20 protein-coding genes and 2 pseudogenes are annotated in these 22,739 nt (G+C 73.2%); 16 read left to right on the top strand and 6 right to left on the bottom strand.

Annotated features, from left to right (window positions below; translation table 11 throughout):
* Positions 1-2 precede the first annotated feature (2 nt).
* The 8 genes and pseudogenes from ybeY to DDQ41_RS06275 form a co-directional block, all read left to right on the top strand.
* A complete protein-coding gene (gene ybeY, locus DDQ41_RS06310) occupies positions 3-500 on the top strand; it encodes an rRNA maturation RNase YbeY (RefSeq protein ID WP_109297572.1) in 498 nt (165 codons plus the stop codon).
* Positions 497-1,765 carry a hemolysin family protein gene (locus DDQ41_RS06305; RefSeq protein ID WP_109293586.1) on the top strand — a complete coding sequence of 423 codons (1,269 nt, stop codon included), beginning with the start codon at positions 497-499 and terminating at the stop codon, positions 1,763-1,765. The genes ybeY and DDQ41_RS06305 overlap by 4 nt, the downstream gene beginning before the upstream one ends.
* An 8-nt stretch (positions 1,766-1,773) precedes the next feature.
* A complete protein-coding gene (locus DDQ41_RS06300; RefSeq protein WP_109297571.1) occupies positions 1,774-2,127 on the top strand; it encodes an MmcQ/YjbR family DNA-binding protein in 354 nt (117 codons plus the stop codon).
* 158 nt (positions 2,128-2,285) lie between these two features.
* Positions 2,286-2,639: a cytidine deaminase gene (locus DDQ41_RS06295; protein ID WP_109293585.1), complete on the top strand. Its 354-nt coding sequence runs from the start codon at positions 2,286-2,288 to the stop codon at positions 2,637-2,639.
* 306 nt (positions 2,640-2,945) lie between these two features.
* Positions 2,946-4,313 carry a WxL domain-containing protein gene (locus DDQ41_RS06290; RefSeq protein WP_174720263.1) on the top strand — a complete coding sequence of 456 codons (1,368 nt, stop codon included), beginning with the start codon at positions 2,946-2,948 and terminating at the stop codon, positions 4,311-4,313.
* A gap of 175 nt (positions 4,314-4,488) precedes the next feature.
* The gene (locus DDQ41_RS06285; protein WP_167450305.1) at positions 4,489-5,445 is read left to right on the top strand and encodes a WxL protein peptidoglycan domain-containing protein; all 957 of its coding nucleotides are present in this window, start codon (positions 4,489-4,491) and stop codon (positions 5,443-5,445) included.
* 374 nt (positions 5,446-5,819) lie between these two features.
* Positions 5,820-6,767, top strand: coding sequence for a GTPase Era (gene era / locus DDQ41_RS06280; RefSeq protein WP_109297569.1), 948 nt, complete (start codon positions 5,820-5,822; stop codon positions 6,765-6,767).
* Between the two features lie 379 nt (positions 6,768-7,146).
* Positions 7,147-7,522 (top strand): annotated as a pseudogene (locus tag DDQ41_RS06275) (zinc ribbon domain-containing protein); the annotation flags it as partial.
* 51 nt (positions 7,523-7,573) lie between these two features.
* Here DDQ41_RS06275 and DDQ41_RS06270 read toward each other — a convergent pair.
* Together DDQ41_RS06270 and DDQ41_RS32275 are read right to left on the bottom strand one after the other, a co-directional pair.
* Positions 7,574-7,840 (bottom strand): protealysin inhibitor emfourin, encoded by a 267-nt coding sequence (locus DDQ41_RS06270; RefSeq protein WP_109293583.1) that lies wholly within the window; start codon positions 7,838-7,840, stop codon positions 7,574-7,576.
* Between the two features lie 275 nt (positions 7,841-8,115).
* Positions 8,116-8,505 (bottom strand): annotated as a pseudogene (locus DDQ41_RS32275) (M4 family metallopeptidase); the annotation flags it as partial.
* 302 nt (positions 8,506-8,807) lie between these two features.
* On the opposite strand from DDQ41_RS32275, the gene leuA reads away from it, so the two are divergent.
* The 8 genes from leuA (at position 8,808) to DDQ41_RS06215 (ending at position 19,048) form a co-directional block, all read left to right on the top strand.
* Complete coding sequence (gene leuA, locus DDQ41_RS06255; protein ID WP_109293582.1) at positions 8,808-10,577, top strand: 2-isopropylmalate synthase; 1,770 nt, start codon at positions 8,808-8,810, stop codon at positions 10,575-10,577.
* A 160-nt stretch (positions 10,578-10,737) separates the two neighbouring features.
* Complete coding sequence (locus DDQ41_RS06250) at positions 10,738-11,457, top strand: TerB family tellurite resistance protein (protein ID WP_109293581.1); 720 nt, start codon at positions 10,738-10,740, stop codon at positions 11,455-11,457.
* A gap of 1,010 nt (positions 11,458-12,467) precedes the next feature.
* On the top strand, positions 12,468-13,484 hold the full coding sequence (gene bla, locus DDQ41_RS06245) for a class A beta-lactamase (protein ID WP_109293580.1): 1,017 nt from the start codon (positions 12,468-12,470) through the stop codon (positions 13,482-13,484).
* Positions 13,485-13,660: 176 nt separating this feature from the next.
* Entirely contained in the window at positions 13,661-15,970 is a 2,310-nt protein-coding gene (locus DDQ41_RS06240) for a tetratricopeptide repeat protein (protein ID WP_109293579.1), read from the top strand.
* Positions 15,971-16,379: 409 nt separating this feature from the next.
* Complete coding sequence (locus DDQ41_RS06235) at positions 16,380-16,754, top strand: hypothetical protein (protein WP_109293578.1); 375 nt, start codon at positions 16,380-16,382, stop codon at positions 16,752-16,754.
* A gap of 147 nt (positions 16,755-16,901) precedes the next feature.
* The gene (locus DDQ41_RS06230) at positions 16,902-17,234 is read left to right on the top strand and encodes an ArsR/SmtB family transcription factor (RefSeq protein ID WP_109293577.1); all 333 of its coding nucleotides are present in this window, start codon (positions 16,902-16,904) and stop codon (positions 17,232-17,234) included.
* A 153-nt stretch (positions 17,235-17,387) separates the two neighbouring features.
* Complete coding sequence (gene recO / locus DDQ41_RS06220; protein WP_109293575.1) at positions 17,388-18,197, top strand: DNA repair protein RecO; 810 nt, start codon at positions 17,388-17,390, stop codon at positions 18,195-18,197.
* 11 nt (positions 18,198-18,208) lie between these two features.
* A complete protein-coding gene (locus DDQ41_RS06215; RefSeq protein WP_109293574.1) occupies positions 18,209-19,048 on the top strand; it encodes an isoprenyl transferase in 840 nt (279 codons plus the stop codon).
* A gap of 299 nt (positions 19,049-19,347) precedes the next feature.
* Here DDQ41_RS06215 and DDQ41_RS06210 read toward each other — a convergent pair whose 3' ends face one another.
* The 4 genes from DDQ41_RS06210 to DDQ41_RS06195 all read right to left on the bottom strand — a co-directional run bounded on the left by DDQ41_RS06210 (position 19,348) and on the right by DDQ41_RS06195 (position 22,595).
* Positions 19,348-19,758 (bottom strand): Fur family transcriptional regulator, encoded by a 411-nt coding sequence (locus DDQ41_RS06210; RefSeq protein ID WP_109293573.1) that lies wholly within the window; start codon positions 19,756-19,758, stop codon positions 19,348-19,350.
* Positions 19,759-19,822: 64 nt separating this feature from the next.
* The gene (locus tag DDQ41_RS06205; RefSeq protein WP_172607634.1) at positions 19,823-20,731 is read right to left on the bottom strand and encodes a metal ABC transporter permease; all 909 of its coding nucleotides are present in this window, start codon (positions 20,729-20,731) and stop codon (positions 19,823-19,825) included.
* Positions 20,728-21,498: a metal ABC transporter ATP-binding protein gene (locus DDQ41_RS06200; RefSeq protein ID WP_109293571.1), complete on the bottom strand. Its 771-nt coding sequence runs from the start codon at positions 21,496-21,498 to the stop codon at positions 20,728-20,730. The genes DDQ41_RS06205 and DDQ41_RS06200 overlap by 4 nt, the downstream gene beginning before the upstream one ends.
* A 50-nt stretch (positions 21,499-21,548) precedes the next feature.
* Positions 21,549-22,595, bottom strand: a complete 1,047-nt coding sequence (locus DDQ41_RS06195; protein ID WP_109293570.1) for a metal ABC transporter substrate-binding protein — start codon at positions 22,593-22,595, stop codon at positions 21,549-21,551.
* Positions 22,596-22,739: the final 144 nt, after the last annotated feature.

Below are 22,739 nucleotides of genomic sequence, written 5' to 3'. Positions count from 1 at the left end.
CCATGTCGATCGACGTCAACAACGAGTCCGGCACCGAGGTCGACGAGCAGGCGATCCTCGACATCGCCCGCTACGCGCTCGCGCGGATGCGCATCCACCCGCTCTCCGAACTCTCGGTGATCGTCGTGGACGCCGAGGCCATGGAGCAGCTCCACATGCAGTGGATGGACCTGCCCGGGCCCACGGATGTCATGTCCTTTCCCATGGACGAACTGCGTCCGCCGGTCAAGGACGACGAGGAGCCCCCCGAGGGGCTCCTCGGCGACATCGTGCTCTGCCCCGAGGTCGCGAAGAAGCAGGGCGAGGAGGCGCCGACCCGCCACTCCATGGACGAGGAGCTCCGGCTGCTCACCGTCCACGGGGTCCTCCACCTGCTCGGGTACGACCACGAGGAGCCCGACGAGCGCGCCGAGATGTTCGGTCTGCAGGCGGCGATCGTCGACGGCTGGAGGGCGGAGAAGGGCCTGACCGGTCCGTCCCCGGCGCCGACCGTCTCATGAGCGTCCAACTCGTCATCGGCGCCGTCGCCCTGGTCGTCGTCGCCTGGCTCGCCGCCTGCGCCGAGGCCGGCATCGCCCGGGTGTCCGGCTTCCGTGCCGCCGAGGCGCTGCGGTCCGGGCGGCGCGGCGCCGCCCGCCTGGTCCAGGTCGCCTCCGACCCGACGCGCTACCTCAACGTCGCCCTGCTCGTGCGGGTCGCCTGCGAGATGGCGGCCGGGGCGCTGGTCACCTATGCCTGCCTCCAGGAGTTCGCCAAGACCTGGCAGGCGCTGACCGTCGCCATCGGCGTGATGGTCCTCGTCTCCTATGTCGCCGTCGGCGTCTCCCCGCGCACCATCGGCCGCCAGCACCCGCTCAACACGGCGACGGCCGCCGCGTACGTCCTGCTCCCGCTGGCCCGGATCATGGGGCCGATCCCGCAGCTGCTCATCCTCATCGGCAACGCGCTGACCCCGGGCAAGGGCTTCCGCAAGGGCCCCTTCGCCAGCGAGGCCGAACTGCGCGCGATGGTCGACCTCGCCGAGCAGGAGTCCCTGATCGAGGCCGAGGAGCGGAAGATGGTCCACTCCGTCTTCGAGCTCGGCGACACCCTCGTCCGGGAGGTGATGGTCCCGCGGACGGACCTCGTCGCCATCGAGCGCTACAAGACCATCCGCCAGGCGCTGACCCTCGCCCTGCGTTCCGGTTTCTCCCGCATCCCGGTCACCGGGGAGAACGAGGACGACGTCGTCGGGATCGTGTATCTGAAGGACCTGGTCCGCAAGACCCACATCAGCCGGGACGCGGAGACCGAGCTGGTCTCGACGGCGATGCGCCCGGCGGCCTTCGTGCCCGACACCAAGAACGCGGGCGATCTGCTGCGCGAGATGCAGCGGGAGCGCAACCACGTCGCCGTCGTCATCGACGAGTACGGCGGCACGGCCGGCATCGTCACCATCGAGGACATCCTGGAGGAGATCGTCGGCGAGATCACCGACGAGTACGACCGGGAGCTGCCGCCCGTGCAGGAACTCGGCGACTCGCGCTACCGCGTCACCGCCCGGCTCGACATCGGCGACCTCGGCGAGCTGTTCGGCCTCGACGCCTACGACGACGAGGACGTGGAGACCGTCGGGGGACTGCTGGCCAAGTCCCTCGGCCGGGTTCCGATCTCCGGTGCCAGCGTCCAGGTCGAACTCCCGGACGGCCGCGCCCTGCGGCTGACCGCCGAGTCCCCCGCCGGCCGCCGGAACAAGATCGTCACCGTGCTCGTGGAGCCGGCGTGAGCGGCCCGCTGACGCCCCGCCGGCTGAGGGAGCTCTGCCTTGAGCAGAACGCCGCGGTGGAGGACTTCCCCTTCGGCCCCGACGTCTCCGTCTTCAAGGTCGCCGGGCGGATGTTCGCCCTGTCCGACCTGGCGGCCACCCCGCTGACGGTGTCGCTGAAGTGCGATCCCGACGAGGCGGTCCGGCTGCGCGCGGAGTACCCGGCGGTCGTCCCCGGCTACCACCTCAACAAGCGCCACTGGAACACCGTCACGGTGGGGCAGCTCCCGACCCGGATGGTCCGGGAGCTCATCGAGGACTCCTACGACCTGGTCGTCGCCGGCCTGCCGAAGGCGCAGCGGCTCCGCCTCGACCGCCCCTGAGGCCGCGCGCCCCGGGCTCTTCGGCCGCGCACCCCGGGCGGGCACCCCCGGGCGGGCACCCCCGGCGGGCACCCCCGGCTCCTCGGCCCCGCACCCGCTGCGCCCCGCGCGGGCAGGCGCCCGCCCGGGGTGTCCGTGCCGCGAACTATGCTCGTCCCATGACCGACAGCTCCGGACTCGCCCCCGAGGACCGCAAGATCATCACGCTGGCGCGCAGCGCCCGCGCCCGCAACGGCGTTCCCGAGGGCGCGGCGGTGCGGGACGAGACGGGCCGTACGTACGTCGCCGGCACGGTGGCGCTGGAATCGCTGCGGCTGACCGCCCTCCAGACGGCGGTCGCGATGGCCGTGGCCAGCGGCGCCAAGTCCCTGGAAGCCGCGGCTGTCGTCACCGACGCCGACACGGTCGCCGACGCCGACCGGGCCGCCGTCCGCGACCTCGGCGGCCCCGGAACACCGGTGCTGCTGGCCGCTCCCGACGGCCTTCTGCGGGCGACCGAGCGGGCGGGCTGACGCAAGGCGCGCCGACCCGCCGGCCGCCGGTCCCGACCCCGCGGAGCCGTTGAGACGACTCCGGCGGCCACGCGCGCCCAGCTCGCCGTACGGCACGGGCGGCGCCGGTCCCGCGCCCGCGAGGCCCTCGATTTGCGACACGATTTGCTGTTGATTCGGTGACGGCCGGTCCCGCGCCCGCGAGGCCCTCGATCTTGACACGATCTGATGGGCCATCAGTCAATGTGTCTCGATTCCATTGACTTCTCTTCCCCCCGCCCCGTCAATGACGGCCACCCAGTTGAGGCAGAGCGAAGGGGGAAGCGCATGGCATCCCTGCCATCCACACCACTAAGACGCCGCTGGGCGGCGCTGCTGGGGGTGAGCGCGCTCGTGGCCACCGGCGGTGGACTCCTCGCTCCCTCCGCCGCAGCCCAGACGGGGACGGCCCAGACGGGGACGGCCCATGCGGGGACGGCCCAGGAGGTCGACTACCCGACGCGCTGCGTCCCTCCGCCGATCTCCGGTATCCCGCCCATCAACGGCACGACCACGGGCGAGATCACCGTCGACAACGCCACACCCAGGGTGGGAGACAAGGTCACCGTCACCTACACGGTCACCAAGCCCGCCGCCGGGAACCCCGTCGACCTCGCCCTGCCCGCGGACATCATGACCCCGACCGGCAGCGTGACCCTCGGCGGTGCCCAGCAGGGCGGCGTCACCGTCGCCGGGCCGAAGAAGAACCCGCCCGTCCCCGGCAAGGCACCGTTCCCGCCGTTCTCCATGACCGGCACCTTCACGGTCACCGCACCCGGCTCGATCACCCTCTCCCCGGGCGACTACAACATCCACACCAGCTACATCATGGAGCTGGACACACCCTGCACGGTGACGAACCCGCCCGCGCCCGTCTCGCGGACGATCGTCGCCACCGAGCAACCCGGCGCCAACGAACGCTCCATCCAGCTCGGCACGGCTTCCGGCGGACCGGGCGACAAGGTGACCGTCACCGGTGCCGACTTCACCCCGCTCGCGGACATCACCGTCGCCGGCCGCGCCGGCTCGGCCGAGACCGCGGACCGGGCGACCGTCAAGGCGAGCGCGACGGGCACCTTCTCCGCACAGCTGACGGTCACCGACAAGGCCACCACCGGAGTCGTCGCCTACGAGGGCACCGCCTGGAACGACGACAAGGGTGCGGGCCCGGCGGCGTACACCGTCGTCGACGACACCCCCGTCCCCGCGAACAGCCAGAAGCTCTCCACGGCGATCGCGGCCGGAACCCTGTCCATGACCCAGGCCGGTGACACCGTCCCGCTGACGTCCGTCGACTTCGGCAAGGGCGGCGCAGCCACCGGCGACCTCCACGCGGTGACCGTCAAGGACTTCCGCGGCGGGCCCGCGGGCTGGTCCCTGACCGGCAAGGTCACCGACTTCACGGGTCCCGGCGGGAAGATCGACGCCGGCCGGCTGAGCTGGACCCCCGCCTGCACCACCAAGGCCGGCAGTCCCAGCACCTGTGCGGCGGGCTCCGCGGGCGTCGTCGGCACGGCCGGCGCCACCCTGGCGTCCGCCCCCGACGCGGCCCTCACCGGAGGCGAGTTCACCGCGGGAGCGAAGGTGTCGCTGGACGTGCCGGCGTTCACCGCCCCCGGCGCCTACTCCGGAGTCCTCACCCTCACCCTCACCTGACACCCACGGCGGGCCGGGCGCGCACCCGGTCGGCCCGCCCCGACCCGGGGGAACCGCACCCGTGCGAAGACTGCCCGCGCCCCTCGTCCCTCGTCCCGCGCCGCTCCTTCCTCGTCCCGCGCCCCTCCTTCCTCGTCCCGCGCCCCTCGTCCCTCGTCCCGCGCCGCTCCTCCCGCTGCTCGCAGCCCTCCTCGCGCTGGCCGCGCTCCTGTACGCCGCCCCCGCCGCGCACTCCGCCGACAACGGCGAGTGGTCCGTCGAGCCCACGGCCTCCGGACCGGGCCGCCGCCCGTACTTCTACCTCTCCGCCGATCCCGGCACCACGCTCACCGACAGCGTCACCGTGACCAACAAGACCACCGCGCCGATGACGTTCCTGCTGTACGCGGCGGACGCCCACAACACCCCCAGGGACGGGGGCTTCGCCGTCCGCACCCGCCAGGAGAGGCAGCGCGGTGTCGGTGCCTGGGCGGAGCCGGACCGCACCCGGGTGACGGTGCCCGCCCGCTCCTCGGTCACCGTCCCGTACACCCTGACCGTCCCCGAGGACGCAGAGCCCGGCGACCACCCGGGCGCGCTGGTCGCCCTCGACGAACGCGTCGCCGCAGGGCCCGGGGGAGCCGTGGGCGTCGGCGTCCAGCGGGCCGTCGGCGCCCGCGTCCACCTCCGTGTGAACGGCCCGGCCGTGCCCGCGCTCGCCGTCGAGGACGTCCGCTACACCCCGGACAAACCCCTCGTCCCCGGTACCGGCGACAGCAGCGCCCTGATCTCGTACACACTGCACAACCGCGGCAACGTCACCCTCGATCCGAAGGTCGTCCTGCGTGCCGAGGGCCTCTTCGGCCGCACCCTGCTGGCCCGGGACCTGACCGGCGTGCCCGGCGAACTGCTGCCGCGGCAGAGGATCCGGCTCACCGCGAGCTGGGCCGGAGCCCCGCAGCTCGACCGGGGTGAGGTGACCCTCACCGCGAGCGCGGGCGACACCCGCGGAACCGGCTCGGTGTCCTTCCTCGCCGTGCCCTGGCTGGTCGCCGCCGCCCTGGCCGCCGCCGGGGCCGGGGTGCTGCTGCGGTTCCGGGCAAGGCGCCGGGCAGGACTCCGGGCAGGGCGTCTGGCGGTACGGGAAGGCTGACGCCTTCCCGCCGGGCCACCGGGTCGCGCTCGCGGAATCGGCCCGCCGCGGTGGCGCCGGGAGCCGCCGGCCGGCGCCGCGGGGACGGCAGGGGGCGGCAGGGGACGGGCCGGGGGCAGCCGGGTCGCGTGCTCGCGGCAGACCCCGCGCGGCGGCCCCGCCGAGGCGCGGAAGCGGACCCTCGGGGCGGCTCCCGGGAAGACGCGGGGCCCGCCCGGTCCCGGGGCCGCAGGCGTGGCCGCCGAGCGGCCGTGTGCGGCCGTGTGCGACCGTCCCACCCGGCCCCGGGGCGCTTGCCCGTCGCCGGGCGCCCGGGCCCGCCCCGCCGGGCACGTGGTGCGTGGTCGCCCCGCGGATCGGGGAGAATGGCCCGCATGAGCGTTCACACCCCCGGATCCGAGGCGCCGCACCGCGCCGGTTTCGCCTGCTTCGTCGGCCGCCCCAACGCGGGCAAGTCCACCCTCACGAACGCTCTGGTGGGCCAGAAGGTGGCCATCACCTCCAACCGGCCCCAGACCACCCGCCACACCGTCCGCGGCATCGTCCACCGGCCCGACCTGAACGCCCAGCTCGTCCTCGTGGACACCCCCGGCCTGCACAAGCCGCGCACCCTGCTCGGCGAGCGGCTGAACGACGTCGTGCGCACCACCTGGGCCGAGGTCGACGTGATCGGTTTCTGCCTGCCCGCCGACCAGAAGATCGGCCCCGGCGACCGCTTCATCGCCAAGGAGCTGGCCGGGATCAGGAAGACCCCCAAGGTCGCGATCGTCACCAAGACCGACCTGGTCGACTCCAAGACCCTGGCCGAGCAGCTCCTGGCCGTCGACCGCCTCGGCAGCGAGCTGGGCTTCGAGTGGGCGGAGATCGTCCCGGTGTCGGCCGTCGGCGACAGCCAGGTCACCCTGCTCGGCGACCTCCTCGTCCCGCTGCTCCCCGAGAGCCCCCCGCTCTACCCGGAGGGCGACCTCACGGACGAGCCGGAGCAGGTCATGGTCGCCGAGCTGATCCGCGAGGCGGCGCTCGAGGGCGTACGCGACGAGCTGCCCCACTCGATCGCGGTCGTGGTCGAGGAGATGCTGCCGCGCGAGGGACGCCCGGCGGACCGGCCGCTGCTCGACATCCACGCCAACGTCTACATCGAGCGCCCCAGCCAGAAGGGCATCGTCATCGGCCCGAGGGGCAGCCGCCTCAAGGAGGTCGGCACCAAGTCCCGCAAGCACATCGAGGCGCTGCTCGGCACGCCGGTCTTCCTCGATCTGCACGTCAAGGTCGCCAAGGACTGGCAGCGGGACCCGAAGCAGCTGCGCAGACTGGGTTTCTGACCGGGGCGCCGGCGACCCCCGGCCCGGGGCGCGCAGGCCCCCGGCACCCACCGGCTCCGGCACCCGGCACCTACCGGCTCCGGCACCCGGCACCTACCGGCTTCGGCACCCGGCCGGCTTCGGCACCCGGCACCCACCGGCTCCGGCACCCGGCCGGGTCCGGCACCCGGCACCTACCGGCTCCGGCACCCGACCGGGTCCGGGGCCGGCCCGCACTTGCCGATCCCCGGGCCTTGTCCGGCAGTCACCGGGCCCCGGGCCCGTCCGGCAGCCACGGTCCCCGGGTCGCGCGCCCGACTCCAAGCTACCGGGTCTGTTCGCGGTGCATCTTCGACGGCCTGAAGGGCAACCGCCCCCGCATGGGCGAGCCCCGGTGCAAGTGAAGGGACTCGCGCGCACGTGCCTGGCCAAGTCCGTCCACGACGCCGGATGGTCGGCGTTCGTGACCATGCTGGAGTACAGAGCCGCCCGGTACGGGCGCACCCTCGTGAAGATCGGCCGGTTCGAACCGACCTCCCGGGTGTGCTCGCGGTGCGGCGTCAAGGACGGCCCCAAGCCCCTGCACGTCCGTGTGTGGACGTGCTCGGCGTGCGGGGCCCGTCCTGGACCGGGACATCAACGCGGCGGTCAACGTCGCCAAGGCCGCCGGACTGGCGGTGTCAGCCTGTCGAGCGCAGGTAAGACGTGCACCCGTGCCCGCACCGCGCAGCGAAACAGGAACCCACCCGACACCGCAGCCATCAACGGCGCGGTAGGCGGGAACCGCCGCCCTTCAGAGCGGCGAGGATGTCAACGCCGCGCCGTGCTCAGGCGCCTTCGTCCAGCAGCCGGGTGATCAGCTGCCGCTGTGCCTCGGACAGCCGCGGGTCCGCGCAGTACACCGTCGTGCCGTCGACCGTGAGCTGGTACCGGAAGCCGTCCGGCACCCCCACCGGCGGGGTGTCCCGGCCGTCGCCCACCGCCCGCTCGGCCAGGGTGTGCCACTCCTGGGCGTCGGGCCGCCCCGAGGTGTCCACCTCGCGGACCCGCTCGATGCCGGCGAACCCGCCCGTGCGTCGTACCTGGATGCGCATGTCTTCTGTTCTAGTACGGACCGCGGTCGGTTGGCAGGTGCACCGACCCGGGACCACGCCTCCACCACGGCGCCTCGCGCTCCTCGCCCCCTTCCGCAGCGCGCGATGGCCGCCGCGACCGTCTCCCCGGGAAAGCCGGGGAAGCCGAGGACGCCGGGGAAGCCGGGAAAGCCGGGAAAGCCGAGGACGCCGAGGACGCCGGGAAAGCCGGGGAAGCCGGGGAAGCCGGGGAGGCCGGGGAGGTCGGGGAAGTCGGGGAAGCCGGGGAACGAAGCGTCGCCCCGCAGCCTCTCCGAGGTCAACGCGTCGTACCAGAGCCGGCCGGCCCGCTCCCACGCCTTGCCGCCCAGCTGGACGGCGAGCCGATGGGGGACGTGGTCGGGATGCCCGAGTCGATGTGGACGCCGCCGTTGTCCCGGCCGCCCGGACGTAGCCGGCCGTCGTCGCAGGCTGGGGGTCCTTGCGGGGATGTCGTCGTACGCCGTCCCCGGTGCCTTCGCCGACCGCGGCGCCACCCCGCCGGCCCCGGGGGCCGGCAGCCCGGCACCGGTGAGCCGGTCGGCCCGGTCCGCGCTCCGGCCGGGTGTGTACCGCCTCACCGGGGAGCCGAAGACGTCCGGGAACGACGCGTTCAGCGCGGTGACACCGCGCCAGGCGGCCGTCACCGAAGGCAACGGCGACGAGTGGAATGGGATGAAACGGAGTGGAATGGAGCGATCCGCCGTATGTGACCGTTGCGGTTCGGTCGTCCCGCATACTGAAACGGCACCGGCGCCCGCGCCGAAGCTCCGCTAGGCTCGTCCGCATCATGCGTTTCGGGCTGCTTCTTCTTAGCTGCCGCGGCGAGGGCCTGTTGTCGTAGGCCGACCCCCTCACCGCGGAGTCTGGTGCTGCGTCGACAGTCGGCCTCCCCCACCGCCCCCGGGCGGGGGGACCCCAGCCCGCAGGACCCGAGGAGCCCGACGCCATGTCACAGTCGCAGTGGAGCGGCCGTCCCACCCCGATCACCAACGCCACGCACGCCCAGAAGCCGTCCGGCATGCCGGTCCACAAGTACGGCCCGTACGAGGCCGTGGACATCCCGGACCGCACCTGGCCCGACCGGCGGATCACCAAGGCCCCGCGGTGGCTCTCCACCGACCTGCGGGACGGCAACCAGGCCCTGATCGACCCGATGTCGCCGGCCCGCAAGCGCGAGATGTTCGACCTGCTCGTCCGGCTGGGCTACAAGGAGATCGAGGTCGGCTTCCCCTCCTCCGGCGAGACGGACTTCGCCTTCGTGCGCTCGATCATCGAGGAGGGCGCGATCCCGGACGACGTGACGATCTCCGTGCTGACCCAGGCCCGCGAGGACCTGATCGAGCGCACCGTCGAGTCGATCGCCGGCGCCGGGCGCGCCACCGTCCACCTCTACAACGCGACCGCGCCGACGTTCCGCCGTGTCGTCTTCCGGGGTTCCAGGGACGACATCAGGCAGATCGCCGTCGACGGCACCCGGCTGGTGATGGAGTACGCCGACAAGCTGCTGGGCGACGAGACCGTCTTCGGCTACCAGTACAGCCCGGAGATCTTCACCGACACCGAGCTGGACTTCGCCCTCGAGGTCTGCGAGGCGGTCTGCGACGTCTGGCAGCCCGGCCCCGGCCGGGAGATCATCCTGAACCTGCCCGCCACCGTGGAGCGTTCGACGCCCTCCACCCACGCGGACCGCTTCGAGTGGATGTCCCGCCATCTGACCCGCCGCGAGCACGTGTGCCTCTCCGTGCACCCGCACAACGACCGCGGCACCGCCGTGGCCGCGGCCGAGCTGGCGATCATGGCGGGCGCGGACCGCATCGAGGGCTGCCTGTTCGGCCAGGGCGAGCGCACCGGCAACGTCGACCTGGTCACCCTGGGCATGAACCTGTTCTCCCAGGGCGTCGACCCGCAGATCGACTTCTCCCAGATCGACGAGATCCGCCGCACCAGCGAGTACTGCAACCAGATGGAGGTGCACCCGCGCCACCCCTACGCGGGCGACCTCGTCTACACCGCCTTCTCCGGCTCCCACCAGGACGCCATCAAGAAGGGCTTCGACGCCATGGAGGCCGACGCGGCCGCGCAGGGCCCCGGCGTGACGACCGACGACATCCCGTGGGCCGTCCCGTACCTGCCGATCGACCCCAAGGACGTGGGCCGCTCCTACGAGGCGGTCATCCGCGTCAACTCGCAGTCCGGCAAGGGCGGCATCGCCTATGTGCTGAAGAACGACCACAAGCTCGACCTGCCGCGCCGGATGCAGATCGAGTTCTCCCGCATCATTCAAGCCAAGACCGACGCCGAGGGCGGCGAGATCACCCCGAAGGACATCTGGTCCGTCTTCCAGGACGAGTACCTGCCCAACCCGGTCGACCCGTGGGGCCGCGTCCAGCTGCGTTCCGGCCAGAGCACCTCGGACACCGACGGCACCGACACCCTCGCCGTCGAGGCGGTCGTGGACGGCCGGGACACGGTGCTGAACGGCACCGGCAACGGCCCCATCTCCGCGTTCGTCGACGCCCTGAACTCGATCGGAGTCGACGCGCGCGTCCTGGACTACCAGGAGCACACCATGAGCGAGGGAGCCTCCGCGCAGGCGGCCTCCTACATCGAATGCGCCATCGACGGAAAGGTCCTGTGGGGTATCGGGATCGACGCCAACACCACCCGCGCCTCGCTGAAGGCGGTCGTGTCGGCCGTCAACCGCGCCTCCCGCTGACGCCCGCCGCCACCCGCGGCCGCCGAACCCCGCTCCCCGCACAGGGGCGGGGTTCGGCCATGTCCGGGCGATGTGGCGTCCGGGTGCTGACGCCACCTCCGTGATGTGGCTAACATCACGTCAACGCGGCAATGTTGCCGGAGGGTCACGGAGGTGCGACGTGCTGCCAGCCCGCGGACAGAGCGGCCGAAAACCGCGCATCCACGGCCATCGCGGACTTCGTGTCTTCGGGACGCGCACATCGTGGAGCACTGTCGGCGACGGGGAGTTCTTCTGCCCCGAATGCGGAGGAGACCGCAACTACCGCCGCCGCACCGGCCGCCGCCGCTTCACCGTCCTCGGCGTCCCCGTCCTCCCGCGCGGACACGCCGGGCCGGTCGTCGAATGCGCCGCCTGCCACAGCCACTTCGGCACCGACGCCCTGGACCACCCCACCACCGGCCGCTTCTCCGCGATGCTCCGCGACGCCGTGCACACCGTCGCGCTCGCCGTCCTCGCCGCCGGGGGAACCGCCGCCCGCCCGGTCCGGCGGACCGCGGTCGCCGCGGTCCGCGCCGCCGGGATCAGCGACTGCACCGAGGACCAGCTGACCGCCCTGGTGGAGGCACTCGCCGCCGACACCGGCCGCTTCATCGCCGACGCGGGACCCTGCGGCGCGGCCCTCGCCATCGAACTGCATGAGGCGCTGGAGCCGCTCACCCCGCATCTGGCACCGGCCGGACGTGAATCGATCCTGCTGCAGGGCGCCGGTATCGCCCTCGCCGACGGGCCCTACACCCCGGCGGAGCGGGAGGTGCTGACCACGGTCGGCAACGCGCTGCAACTGTGCGCCGACGACACCGCACGTCTGCTCGCCGCCGCACGCACGCCGTCCCCGTAGACGTACCGGCATCGCGACCGGGCCGCCCCCGGCACGTGCGGTACCTCCGGCATCTCGGGTACGTGCGGTGCCTCGGGTACGTGCGGCACGCGTGCCGCCCCCCGCCGCCCCCGGTACGTGCGGCGCCTTCGGCATCTCGGGTACGTGCGGTGCCTCGGGTACGTGCGGCACGCGTGCCGCCCCCCGCCGCCCCCGGCACGTGCGGCGCCTTCGGCATCTCGCGTACGTGCGGCGCCTTCGGCACCTCCGGCACGCGTGCCGCCCCCGCCGCCCCCGCCGCCCCCGCCATGGCGGACATCCGGACCCGGCGGGCCGGGACACCCGCCGTCATCGCCGGGCGGAGGACCTCACGCCCCGCCGATCCCGGCCGGGAGGCGTTCCACGCACGCCGGACACCCGGCAGCCGGCCGCCCGGGGACGGCACCCGGCCGCGGCAGCTCCCTCGGTCCCGGACGGGGCGGCGGCCGGCCGGGGACGGTACGGATCCGCCTGCGCCCGCGCGGACTTGAGCCTCCAGCCCGTACAGGCGGGACGCCGGACCGACCCGCCGGCGCCCCTGCGGTCCGGGGCGGGTGGTGTGCCGGACGGCCGCACACCCAGGCGACTCGGCAGCCCGCGGGCACCCGGAACCGATCGGGCCGGCGGATCGTCCTGGAGAGTGATCACCACCGGCCCACGGGTGTCGGGGAAGCGCCGGCCATGGTGGGGCGCGGCCCCGGACGGGGACGGCACGGGCTCCCGCGGCAACCGAGGCGCGGGCATCGAGGCTTCCCGGGCGCCGGCGCAGACCCGGCGCAGGCCCAGGCCCATCCCTGCGCCTGCGCCTGCGCCTGGGGCCTGGGCACGGTGGCAGGCCCGTGCCCGTGCCTGCCGGACCCGGTCAGGAACCAGCACGTACCGGCAGCGGTGGCACCACCGGGGGAAGGGTGCCATGGGGCGGAGGCGACCGCGGACCGCGGCGCCCCCGCCGCCCGCGGGCCGGGGTGCGGCAGACGAAAGGAAGCACGGCCTTGGACACTTCACGGGCGCGGCGGACCCGCCGCACACTGCTCACCGCCGGCGCGGCGGCCGCGCTGGCCGCCGGCCTGCCGTCGGCCACGGTGGCGGCCACGGCGCGGCACGGCGACGGGCAGCCCGCCGACGGCCCGCGCGGCGGCGCCGACCGGGGCGGCACGACCCGACCGGACGGGATCTCCCGCCGCCTGGCAGAACTCGAGCGGACGTACTCCGCCCGGCTCGGCGTCTTCGCGCGCGACACCAGGACGGGCCGGACCGTCTCCCACCGCGCCGACGAACTCTTCCCCATGTGCTCGGTGTTCAAGGCGCCGGCCGTCGCGGCCGTCCTCAGGGACCTGGACCGCAGGGGCGAGTTCCTCGCCAAGCGCATCCACTACACCGAGAAGGACACCGAGGAGTCGGGCTACGCCGTCATCACCGGCCGCCGGGAGAACCTCGCCAACGGCATGACCGTGGCCGGCCTCTGCGACGCCGCCGTCCGCTACAGCGACAACGCCGCGGCCAACCTCCTCCTGCGTGAACTCGGCGGCCCCTCCGCCGTCACCCGCTTCTGCCGCTCCATCGGGGACGGCGTCACCCGGCTCGACCGGTGGGAGCCCCGGCTGAACTCGGCCGAGCCCTGGCGGGTCGAGGACACCACCAGCCCGCGCGGCATCGCCGGTACCTACTCCCGGCTCGTCCTCGGCGACGCGCTCTCCCGCCCGGACCGGCAGCGGCTGACCGGATGGCTGCTGAACAACACCACCGGCACGGAACGCCTCCGCGCCGGACTCCCCGACGACTGGACCCTCGCGGACAAGACCGGCGCCGGCGAGTACGGAACGAACAACGATGTCGGTATCGCCTGGACCCCCGACGGCTCCCCCGTCGTCCTGGCCGTCCTGACGACCAGGCGGCATCCCGACGCCGCCCCCGACAACCGGCTCGTCGCCCGGATCGCCGAGCTGCTCGCGGACGAACTCGGCCCATCTCCGCGCGCGGGCCTCGATGCCCACGAGGGCGATGACTGAAGCGCCTGTGCTCGGCCGATCCCCGCGCGGCGCCCTTCCCACGCGCCGATCCCCGAATCCCCCACCCCGGCCGAGCACACCGGACACCGCAGGGGCCAGAATGTGACGCACGCGTACGGCGTGAGCACGGACCAGGGCGCCGGACGCAGGGGAGAGGGAACCGGGACGGGGGAACCGTGCTGCGCACTCGTGCAACTGCCGTGCTGGTCACGGGATCGGCGCTGCTGGCGGTTCCACTCGCCCTGGCCCCGGCCCTGGCCCCCGTCCTGGCCCTGCCGGCCGCCGCCTGCGGCACCCACGCCCTCCCCCCGGTCCTCGCCCCGCTCGCCCCCTTCCTCTGGCCGCTCGCGGCGACCGTGGCCGCGGCCGCCGCGTACACCGCCGTGCGCCGGCCCCGGACCCGGCGGAGCCCCGCCGCGCCGCCGGTTCCGGCCGCCGACCCCGCCGCACCGCCGCCGGCCGCCCGCCACTCCCCGCCGGGCCGGACCGAACTGCCCCCGCCCGTCGACCACTTCACCGGACGTGCCGCCGAGACCGACACGATCCTGCGCCTCGTCCGCTCCGGTCACAGCGCCATCGCCGTGACCGGAGCGCCGGGCACCGGCAAGTCCGCGCTCGCCGTCCGCCTCGCCCACGAACTCGGGCCGCTGTTCCCCGACGGGCGGCTGTACGCCGAACTCGGCGGCGGACACGGTGAACCGCCGCCGCCCGCCGCCGTGCTGTCCGGGCTCCTCGCCGCCCTCGGCGCCCCCGCCGAGGAGCAGTCGGGCACGCTCGCCGAACTGGCTGCCCGCTTCCGCGGCCGCACCGCGGGCCGGCGGATCCTGCTGCTCCTCGACGACGCCGCGGACGCCGGCCAGGCCCGTGCCCTGCTGCCGGCGGGCGAGCACTGCCTGACCCTCGTCACCAGCCGTGACGCGCTCCGGAACCTGCCCGAGGCCGCGCCCGTCCCGCTCGCCCCGCTCACCGAACCCGACGCGCTCGCCCTCCTCGCCGCCGTCGCCGGGCCCGGCCGCACCGCCGCCTCGACCGACCACGCGCGGACCGCCGTCCACGCCTGCGGACTGCTGCCGCTCGCCGTCCGCGCCGCTGCCGGTGTGTACCGCTCCCAGTCGACCTCGCAGTTGCCGGTCCTCGCGGGCCGTCTCGCCGCGGAACGCGACCGCCTCCACGATCTGCGCATGGACGACCTCGCCGTCCGCGCCGCCTTCGAAACCGCCTACGCCGCCCTCGGCGCAGCCGACCGGGCCCTGCTGCGCGCCCTCGGCGCCTGCCCCGCGGGCCGCGTCACCTTACGGATCGCCGCCGCCGCCGCGGACCTCGACCCCGCAGCAGCCCGGAACGGCCTCCGGCGCCTCACCGACGCGCAACTCGGCGGTCCCGCGGGCCACGGCGCGTACCGGCTGCACGACCTGGTCCGCCTGCTCGCCGCGGAACGCCTCGACCACGAGACGGCGGCCGCCGACCGCCGGGCGGCACTCGAACGCGTACTGACCGCCTGTACCGAGGACGCCACCGCCCGGGGCAGCCGAGCCTGGGGCGTCGCGGAGCAGTACGCCGTCCCCCATCTCGTCCGTGCCGCCGTACGCGAAGGACTGCTCCACCACGCCCACGCGCTCGCCACCGCCGCCGACCCCTGGCTGGCGCGCCGGCCGGGGCAGAGCGCGCGCGCCGCCATGTGGGCCGCCGTCCTCGACGCGGCCCGCCGCTCCGGCGAGCACGACCGGACTACGCACGCCCTGCGCGGCCTCGGCTCCGCGTACGCGCACGAAGGACGGCTCGACCGGGCCGTGGACCATCTGCGCATGGCGGCCACCCTCGGCCGGCACGCCGCCGTGCGCGCCGAACAGACCACCACCCGGCGGCTGCTGGGCGCCGTCCTGCGCAGCGCGGGCCGGTACGAGGAGGCCCTGCGGGAGCTGGGGACCGCCCTGGAGGACTGCCGGGAGGCGGGCGACACCGCCGCCGAGGCCGAGGTTCTGCGCGGTCTCGGCGCCCTCCACCTGGACCGGCGCCGCCCCGACGAGGCGATCGACTGCCTGGAGCGGGCGCTGCCCCTCCTCGCCCGCCACCGGATCGGTGACGCGGCCGCACTCGCCGACACCCGGCACCGGCTCGGCACCGCCTACGCCCAGGCCGGCGGTCTCGTGCCCGCCGAGCGCCATCTGCGCGCCGCCCTCGCCCTCTACCGCCGGGAAGGCCACCCGGCGGGGGAGGGCCGCGCGCTGAGCGAGCTGGGGCACCTGGAGGAGCGCCGTGGCGCCCACGGCGCGGGAGTGGAGCTGCACCGTGCCGCCCTGGCCGCCTTCGAGCGTGCCGGGCTCGGTGCCGGGATCGCGGCGTCCGCGGAGGCGGTGGGCGACAACCTGCTCGTGCAGGGCGACCCGTCGGGCGCCGGCGAGGAGTACCGCAGGGCCGCCGCCGCTCATCGGCTGCTGGGTGACCATGCCCGCGAGGCCGAGGTAAGGCGCAAGATCGACGTCTGAGCGGGGTGGACGCGATCCGCCCGGCCGCCGTGCGGACGGCCGGGGCTCGGCGGCGGTCGCCGGATGCTGCGGGTTTCCGTACGGGTGCCGGTTTCCCGATGCTGCGGGTTCCCGCGCGGGCGCCGATGGCTACCGGTCCCGTACCGGTGCCGGTCGTCGCCCGAAACCGGTATCCGGGTCCGTACACCGGGTCCGTACACCGGGTCCGTAGGCCCAATGTACGGACCCGCTACCTCAAGGGCTCGGGCAGCCCTCAGGGACCGTTTTCGGCCTGCTGATGGCACGTTCCACCAAAACCCTCCATGGCCTCCTCACCGTAGGTAGCGTCCTCGTCACCTGCCGGCCGCGCGGTCAGTCCGCCCGTACACCGGTATCCGAACGCATGTACTGATGAGGAGTGAGCGCAGAGATGGCCAACGTGGAGACTTCCCTGAAAGAGTCCATGACATCGATCGAGGGGGCGCTGGGGGTGGCGCTCGTGGACTACACCAGCGGGATGGCTCTGGGAACCCTGGGCGGCGGCAAGGACCTCGACCTGGCGGTGGCCGCGGCCGGCAACACGGACGTGATCCGCGCCAAGACCCGCACCATGGAGCACCTCGGACTCACCGACGACATCGACGACATCCTGATCACCCTCGGCACCCAGTACCACCTCATAAGGCTGCTGAAGGGCCGCGGGGGCAACGGCCTCTTCCTCTACCTCGTCCTCGACAAGAACAACGCCAACCTGGCCATGGCCCGCCACCAGCTCAAGCGGATCGAGGTCGACCTCGAGCTGTAGCGCCGTGACGATCTCCTCGCCTCCGGCTGCCCATGAATTGAAGAAATCTGCAATTCGAGAGATCCCGATGGGCTGAACCCTCTGGGAGGGGGGCGCCCGGAGGCGGGAGGATCGGCCCGTAATCGTCGATTCACCAGGAGCGATCACATGCAGGTACCGCTGTACCAGGCCAAGGCGGAGTTCTTCCGCATGCTCGGGCACCCCGTCCGCATCAGGGTGCTGGAGCTTCTGCAGAACGGTCCGGTGCCGGTGCGCGACCTGCTCACGGCCATCGAGGTCGAACCGTCCAACCTCTCCCAGCAACTGGCGGTGCTGCGCCGCTCCGGGATCGTGGTGTCGATACGCGACGGCTCCACCGTCAGCTACGCCCTCGCCGGCGGCGACGTCGCGGAACTGCTGCGTGCTGCCCGCCGCATCCTCACCGAACTCCTCGTGGGCCAGAACGAACTCCTGGAGGAACTCCGCCAGGCCGACGTGTGAGCCGGGGCGGACGGGACAGCCGGGACAGCCGGGACAGCCGGGGCGGACGGGACAGCCGGGCCGGCCGGGCCGGACGGGACGGCCGGTGCAGCCGGGGCGACGGCCCACCGGACCCGCCCCGGTGGCGCCCGGCCGGTACGAGACAATGACCCCATGACCCTGTTCCGCGACGACGGCATCGTGCTGCGCACGCAGAAGCTGGGCGAGGCGGACCGCATCATCACGATCCTCACCCGCGGACACGGGCGGGTCCGCGCCGTCGCCCGCGGAGTACGCCGCACCAAGTCGAAGTTCGGCGCCCGCCTCGAACCGTTCTCGCACGTCGACGTGCAGTTCTTCGCCCGAGGCAGCGACCTCGTCGGCCGCGGCCTGCCGCTGTGCACCCAGAGCGAGACCATCGCCCCGTACGGCAGCGGCATCGTCACCGACTACGCCCGCTACACCTCGGGCACCGCCATGCTGGAGACCGCGGAGCGCTTCACCGACCACGAGGGCGAGCCGTCCGTCCAGCAGTACCTGCTGCTGGTCGGCGGGCTCCGCGCCCTCGCCCGCGGAGAGCACCCGCCGCACCTCGTCCTCGACGCGTTCCTGCTGCGTTCCCTCGCCGTGAACGGCTACGCGCCGTCGTTCTCCGACTGCGCGCGATGCGGCATGCCCGGGCCGAACCGGTTCTTCTCCGCCGCCGCGGGCGGAGTCGTCTGCGGCGACTGCCGCGTACCCGGCAGCGTCGTACCCTCTGCCGAGGCGATCGGCCTGCTCGGCGCGCTGCTGACCGGGGACTGGGACACCGCGGAGGCGTGCGAGGCGCGCCACGTCAGGGAAGGCAGCGGACTGGTGTCCGCCTATCTGCACTGGCACCTGGAGCGCGGCCTGCGCTCGCTGCGGTACGTGGAGAAGCACGCCGACAAGCACGCCGACAAGCACGCCGACAAGCACGCCGACAAGCACGCCGAGAAGAAGTGAGTGTGACCCCCATGGCACGAAGCGGAATCCTGGGACGATCCCGCCGCGAGTACGAGGTCCCCGAGCCGCACCCGTCCGGGGCGCTCCCGCCGAGGCTTCCCGCCGACCTCGTGCCGAACCACGTCGCCGTCGTCATGGACGGCAACGGGCGCTGGGCCAAGGAACGCGGCCTGCCGCGCACCGAGGGCCACAAGGTCGGCGAGGGCGTCGTGCTCGACGTACTCAAGGGCTGTCTGCAGATGGGCGTCCGGAACCTCTCCCTGTACGCCTTCTCCACCGAGAACTGGAAGCGGTCCCCGGAGGAGGTGCGCTTCCTGATGAACTTCAACCGGGACGTCATCCGCCGCCGCCGGGACGAGATGGACGCACTAGGCATCCGCATCCGCTGGGTCGGCCGCATGCCCAAGATGTGGAAGTCCGTCGTCCAGGAACTCCAGGTCGCCCAGGAGCAGACCAGGACCAACGACGCCATGACGCTCTACTTCTGCGTCAACTACGGCGGGCGCGCCGAGATCGCCGACGCCGCGAAGAAGATCGCCGAGGAAGTCGCCGCCGGCCGGCTAGACCCCTCCAAGGTCAACGAGAAGACGTTCCAGAAGTACCTCTACTACTCCGACATGCCGGACGTCGACCTCTTCCTCCGTCCCAGCGGCGAGCAGCGCACCTCCAACTACCTCATCTGGCAGAGTAGTTACGCAGAGATGATCTTCCAGGACGTGCTGTGGCCCGATTTCGACCGCCGCGACCTGTGGCGCGCGTGCCTGGAGTACGCCCGGCGCGACCGGCGCTTCGGAGGCGCCGTCCCCAACGAGGAACTCGCCCGCATCGAGAAGGAACTCGACAAGGGATAAGCCCTGCACCCACCCGGTGGGAAGCCCGCACGGCCACCGCCGACCGGACCGGCACCACCGCATGACGGGCCCCACCGGCTGGCCCCACCGCCCGGCGCCCACCGCATGACGGGCCCCACCGGCTGGCCCCACCGCCCGGCGCCACCGTCCGACAGCCCCACGGCGCGAGCCCGTACGGCAGAAGGCCCGTGGCGGCCTGCGGTTCCCCGGAACCGCAGGCCGCCACGGGCCCGCGCGCACACAGCGCCTCGCACACCCGGGGTCACCGGGGCGCGGGCTCACTCCCTCACGTCACCGGCTCACTTCTTCGCGCACTCCGCGCATGTACCGAAGATCTCCACCGTGTGGGCCACGTTGACATAGCCATGCTGCGCCGCGATGGCCTCCGCCCACTGCTCCACCGCCGGGCCCTCGACCTCGACCGCCTTGCCGCACACCCGGCACACCAGATGGTGGTGGTGCTCACCCGACGCGCAACGCCGGTACACCGACTCTCCGTCGCTCGTGCGCAGTACATCGACCTCGCCGGCATCGGCGAGCGACTGCAGCGTCCGGTAGACCGTTGTCAGGCCGACCGAATCGCCGCGGTGCTTGAGCATGTCGTGCAGCTCCTGCGCACTGCGGAACTCGTCCACCTCGTCCAGCGCCGCCGCCACCGCGGCCCGCTGCCGGGTCGACCGGCCGCGCACGGGGGGTCCAGCCGTCGCCACAGGTACCTCCTTACGTTCCGCCGCTCCTCGACGGCCATTCTGCCAGGCCCGCCCGCCGGCCCGGTCAGACCGCGGCATCACCCGCCGGACGGCGGGTCGCCGCAACGTCCACGTCGCACCCCGCGTCCGCGGCCCCGGCCGCCGCGACCACCCTCGACCGCCGCCGCGCCAGCGGCGCCGCCAGCGCGGTGAACAGCACGAACACCGCGATCGCCAGCAGCACGATCGTCGCACCCGGCGGCACGTCCCGGTAGTACGAGGTCACCGTGCCGGCCAGTGTCACCGCCACCCCGGTCGCCACCGACACCGCGAACGTCACCGCGAACGAGCGGGTCACCTGCTGCGCCGCCGCCACCGGCACCACCATCAGCGCGCTCACCAGCAGCAGCCCGACGACCCGCATCGCGACCGTCACCGTCACCGCGGCGGTCACCGCCACCAGCAGGTTCAGAGCCCGCACCGGCAGCCCCGTGACCCGGGCGAACTCCTCGTCCTGGCTGATCGCGAACAACTGGCGCCGCAACCCCACCGTCACCAGCAGTACGAACCCCGCCAGCAGGCAGATCGCGACGACGTCCTCGTCCGAGACGGTCGACAGCGAACCGAACAGGTACGACGTCAGATTGGCGCTGGACCCGGTGGCGCTGAGGTTCATCAGCATCACACCGCCCGCCATGCCGCCGTAGAACAGCATGGCCAGCGCGATGTCGCCACGGGTCCGCCCGTACGCCCGGATCAGCTCCATCGCCACCGAACCGGCCACCGCGACCAGTGCCGCCATCCACACCGGGTTCGTGGACAGCAGGAACCCGAGACCGACACCGGTCAACGCGACATGGCCGATACCGTCGCCCATCAGCGCCTGCCGGCGCTGCACCAGATGAATGCCCACGGCCGGCGCCGTGACGCCCACCAGCAGCGCGGCCAGCAGCGCCCGCTGCATGAAGGGGTCCTGGAGGAATTCCATGATCAGGTCAGCAGTCCCGTGCGGAGCGGCTCGTCGGCCGCGTGCGGATGTACATGGTCGTGACCGGGCAGCGCATGCTGGCCCACGGCACGCGGAGGCGGTCCGTCATGGACGACGCAGCCGTCCCGCAACACCACGGCCCGGTCGATCAGCGGCTCCAGCGGGCCCAGCTCATGGAGCACCAGCAGCACCGTCGTCCCCGCCGCGACCTGCTCCCGCAGCGTCCCGGCGAGAACGTCCTGACTGGTGAGGTCCACACCCGCCATCGGCTCGTCCATGATGAGCAGTTCGGGCTCGGCGGCCAGCGCACGGGCGATCAGCACCCGCTGGTGCTGCCCTCCCGAAAGCGCGCTCACCGAGTCCCCCGCCCGGCCGGCGAGCCCGACGACCTCGATCGCCCGCCGCACCGCCGCACGGTCGCGCTTCGACAGCCGCCCCAGCCTCGAATGCGACAGCCGGCCGGACGCCACCACCTCCCGGACCGTCGCCGGCACCCCACTCGTCGCGGTCGTGCGCTGCGGTACATAGCCCACCCGCGACCACGCACGGAAACGGCGCAGTTCGGTACCGAACAAGGACACCGAACCGGCCGCGAGCGGCACCTGGCCGATCAGCGAGCGGACCGCCGTCGACTTCCCCGAGCCGTTCGCGCCGAGCAGCGCGACCACCTCACCGCGCTCCACGGTGAGGTCGACACCGCGCAGCACGGGACGGGAGCCCAGTGTCGCCCTGGCCCCGCGGACGGATATGACGGGCTCTGCGGCTGAATCCATGGGCCGCGCCTCCGATGCTCCTCGTGCCGATACGGCGGGGGTTGCTTCCGTCACTTCGCGCCGAGCGCCTTCTGCAGCGCGGCGAGGTTGGTCTCCATCACCGCGATGTAGTCGTCACCCCTGGACTTGTCCGTGATGCCCTCCAGCGGGTCCAGGACGTCCGTCCGCATGCCCGTGTCCTGGGCGAGCGCCTTCGCCGTGCGGTCACTGGCCAGCGTCTCGAAGAAGACGGTGGTCACCTTCTCCTGCTCGGCGACCGACTGAAGCTCCTTGATCCGGGCCGGGCTCGGCTCCGACTCCGGACCGATCCCGGCGATGCCGTGCTGGTCCAGGCCGTACCGCTCGGCCAGGTAGCCGAAGGCGGAGTGGGCGGTGATGAAGGTCCTGGTCGTGGTGTTCCGCAGACCGTCGGCGAACTCGGTGTCCAGCGCCTTCAGCTTGCCGACCAGCGCCTCGGTGTTCTTCCGGTAGTCCGCGGCACGGTCCGGGTCGGCCTTCGCCAGCGAGTCCCCGACCCCCCGGGCGACCTCCGCGTACTTCACCGGGTCCAGCCATATGTGCGGATCGCCACCCGCCTCGGTGCCGTGCTCCTCGCCCGCCCCGTCTTCGCCCGCGTGGTCCGCGTCGTGCTCCTCGCCCGCGTGTTCCTCGCCCGCGTGTTCCTCGTCCGCGTGCTCCTCGCCTTCGTGGCCGTGGTCGTGGCCGACGTCGGTACCGTGATTCTCCAGCTTCGTCAGGGTCGCGGCATCGACGACGTGCTCGACCCCGGACTGCGCGATCGCCTCGTCGACGGCGGGCTGCACGCCCTTCAGATAGAGGATGTAGTCGGCCCGGCGGAGCTCCGACGCCTGCCTGGGCTGAAGCTCCAGGTCATGCGGCTCCACGCCCGGCCTCGTCAGTGTCGTGACCTCGACGTGGTCGCCGCCGATCTGCTCGGCGAGATACTGCATCGGGTAGAACGAGGCGACCACGTCCAGCCTGCCGCCGCCCTCGTCTTCGCCTGCCGAGGACGTGCCCGAACAGGCCGAGAGCGTGACAAGGCCCAGCGCGGTCGTTCCGGCGAGAGCGGCGGTGGATATGCGGCGGCGTACGTTCATGACACTCATTTTCAACAAATGTGGAAACGATTGTCAATTGAATCATCGGTTGCGATCAGACGACGGCCGCCCGCCCGCCCCGCCTCCTCGTTCGCCGCGGTCCGCCCCGCCCTCCCCCGCGGAGGAGGCGGAGGGTGCACAACC

It is taken from the genome of Streptomyces spongiicola, from assembly GCF_003122365.1.
Classification (GTDB): domain Bacteria; phylum Actinomycetota; class Actinomycetes; order Streptomycetales; family Streptomycetaceae; genus Streptomyces; species Streptomyces spongiicola.
The sequence above is the reverse complement of the archived record's forward strand: the minus strand, read 5'-3'. Positions and strand labels throughout refer to the sequence as shown.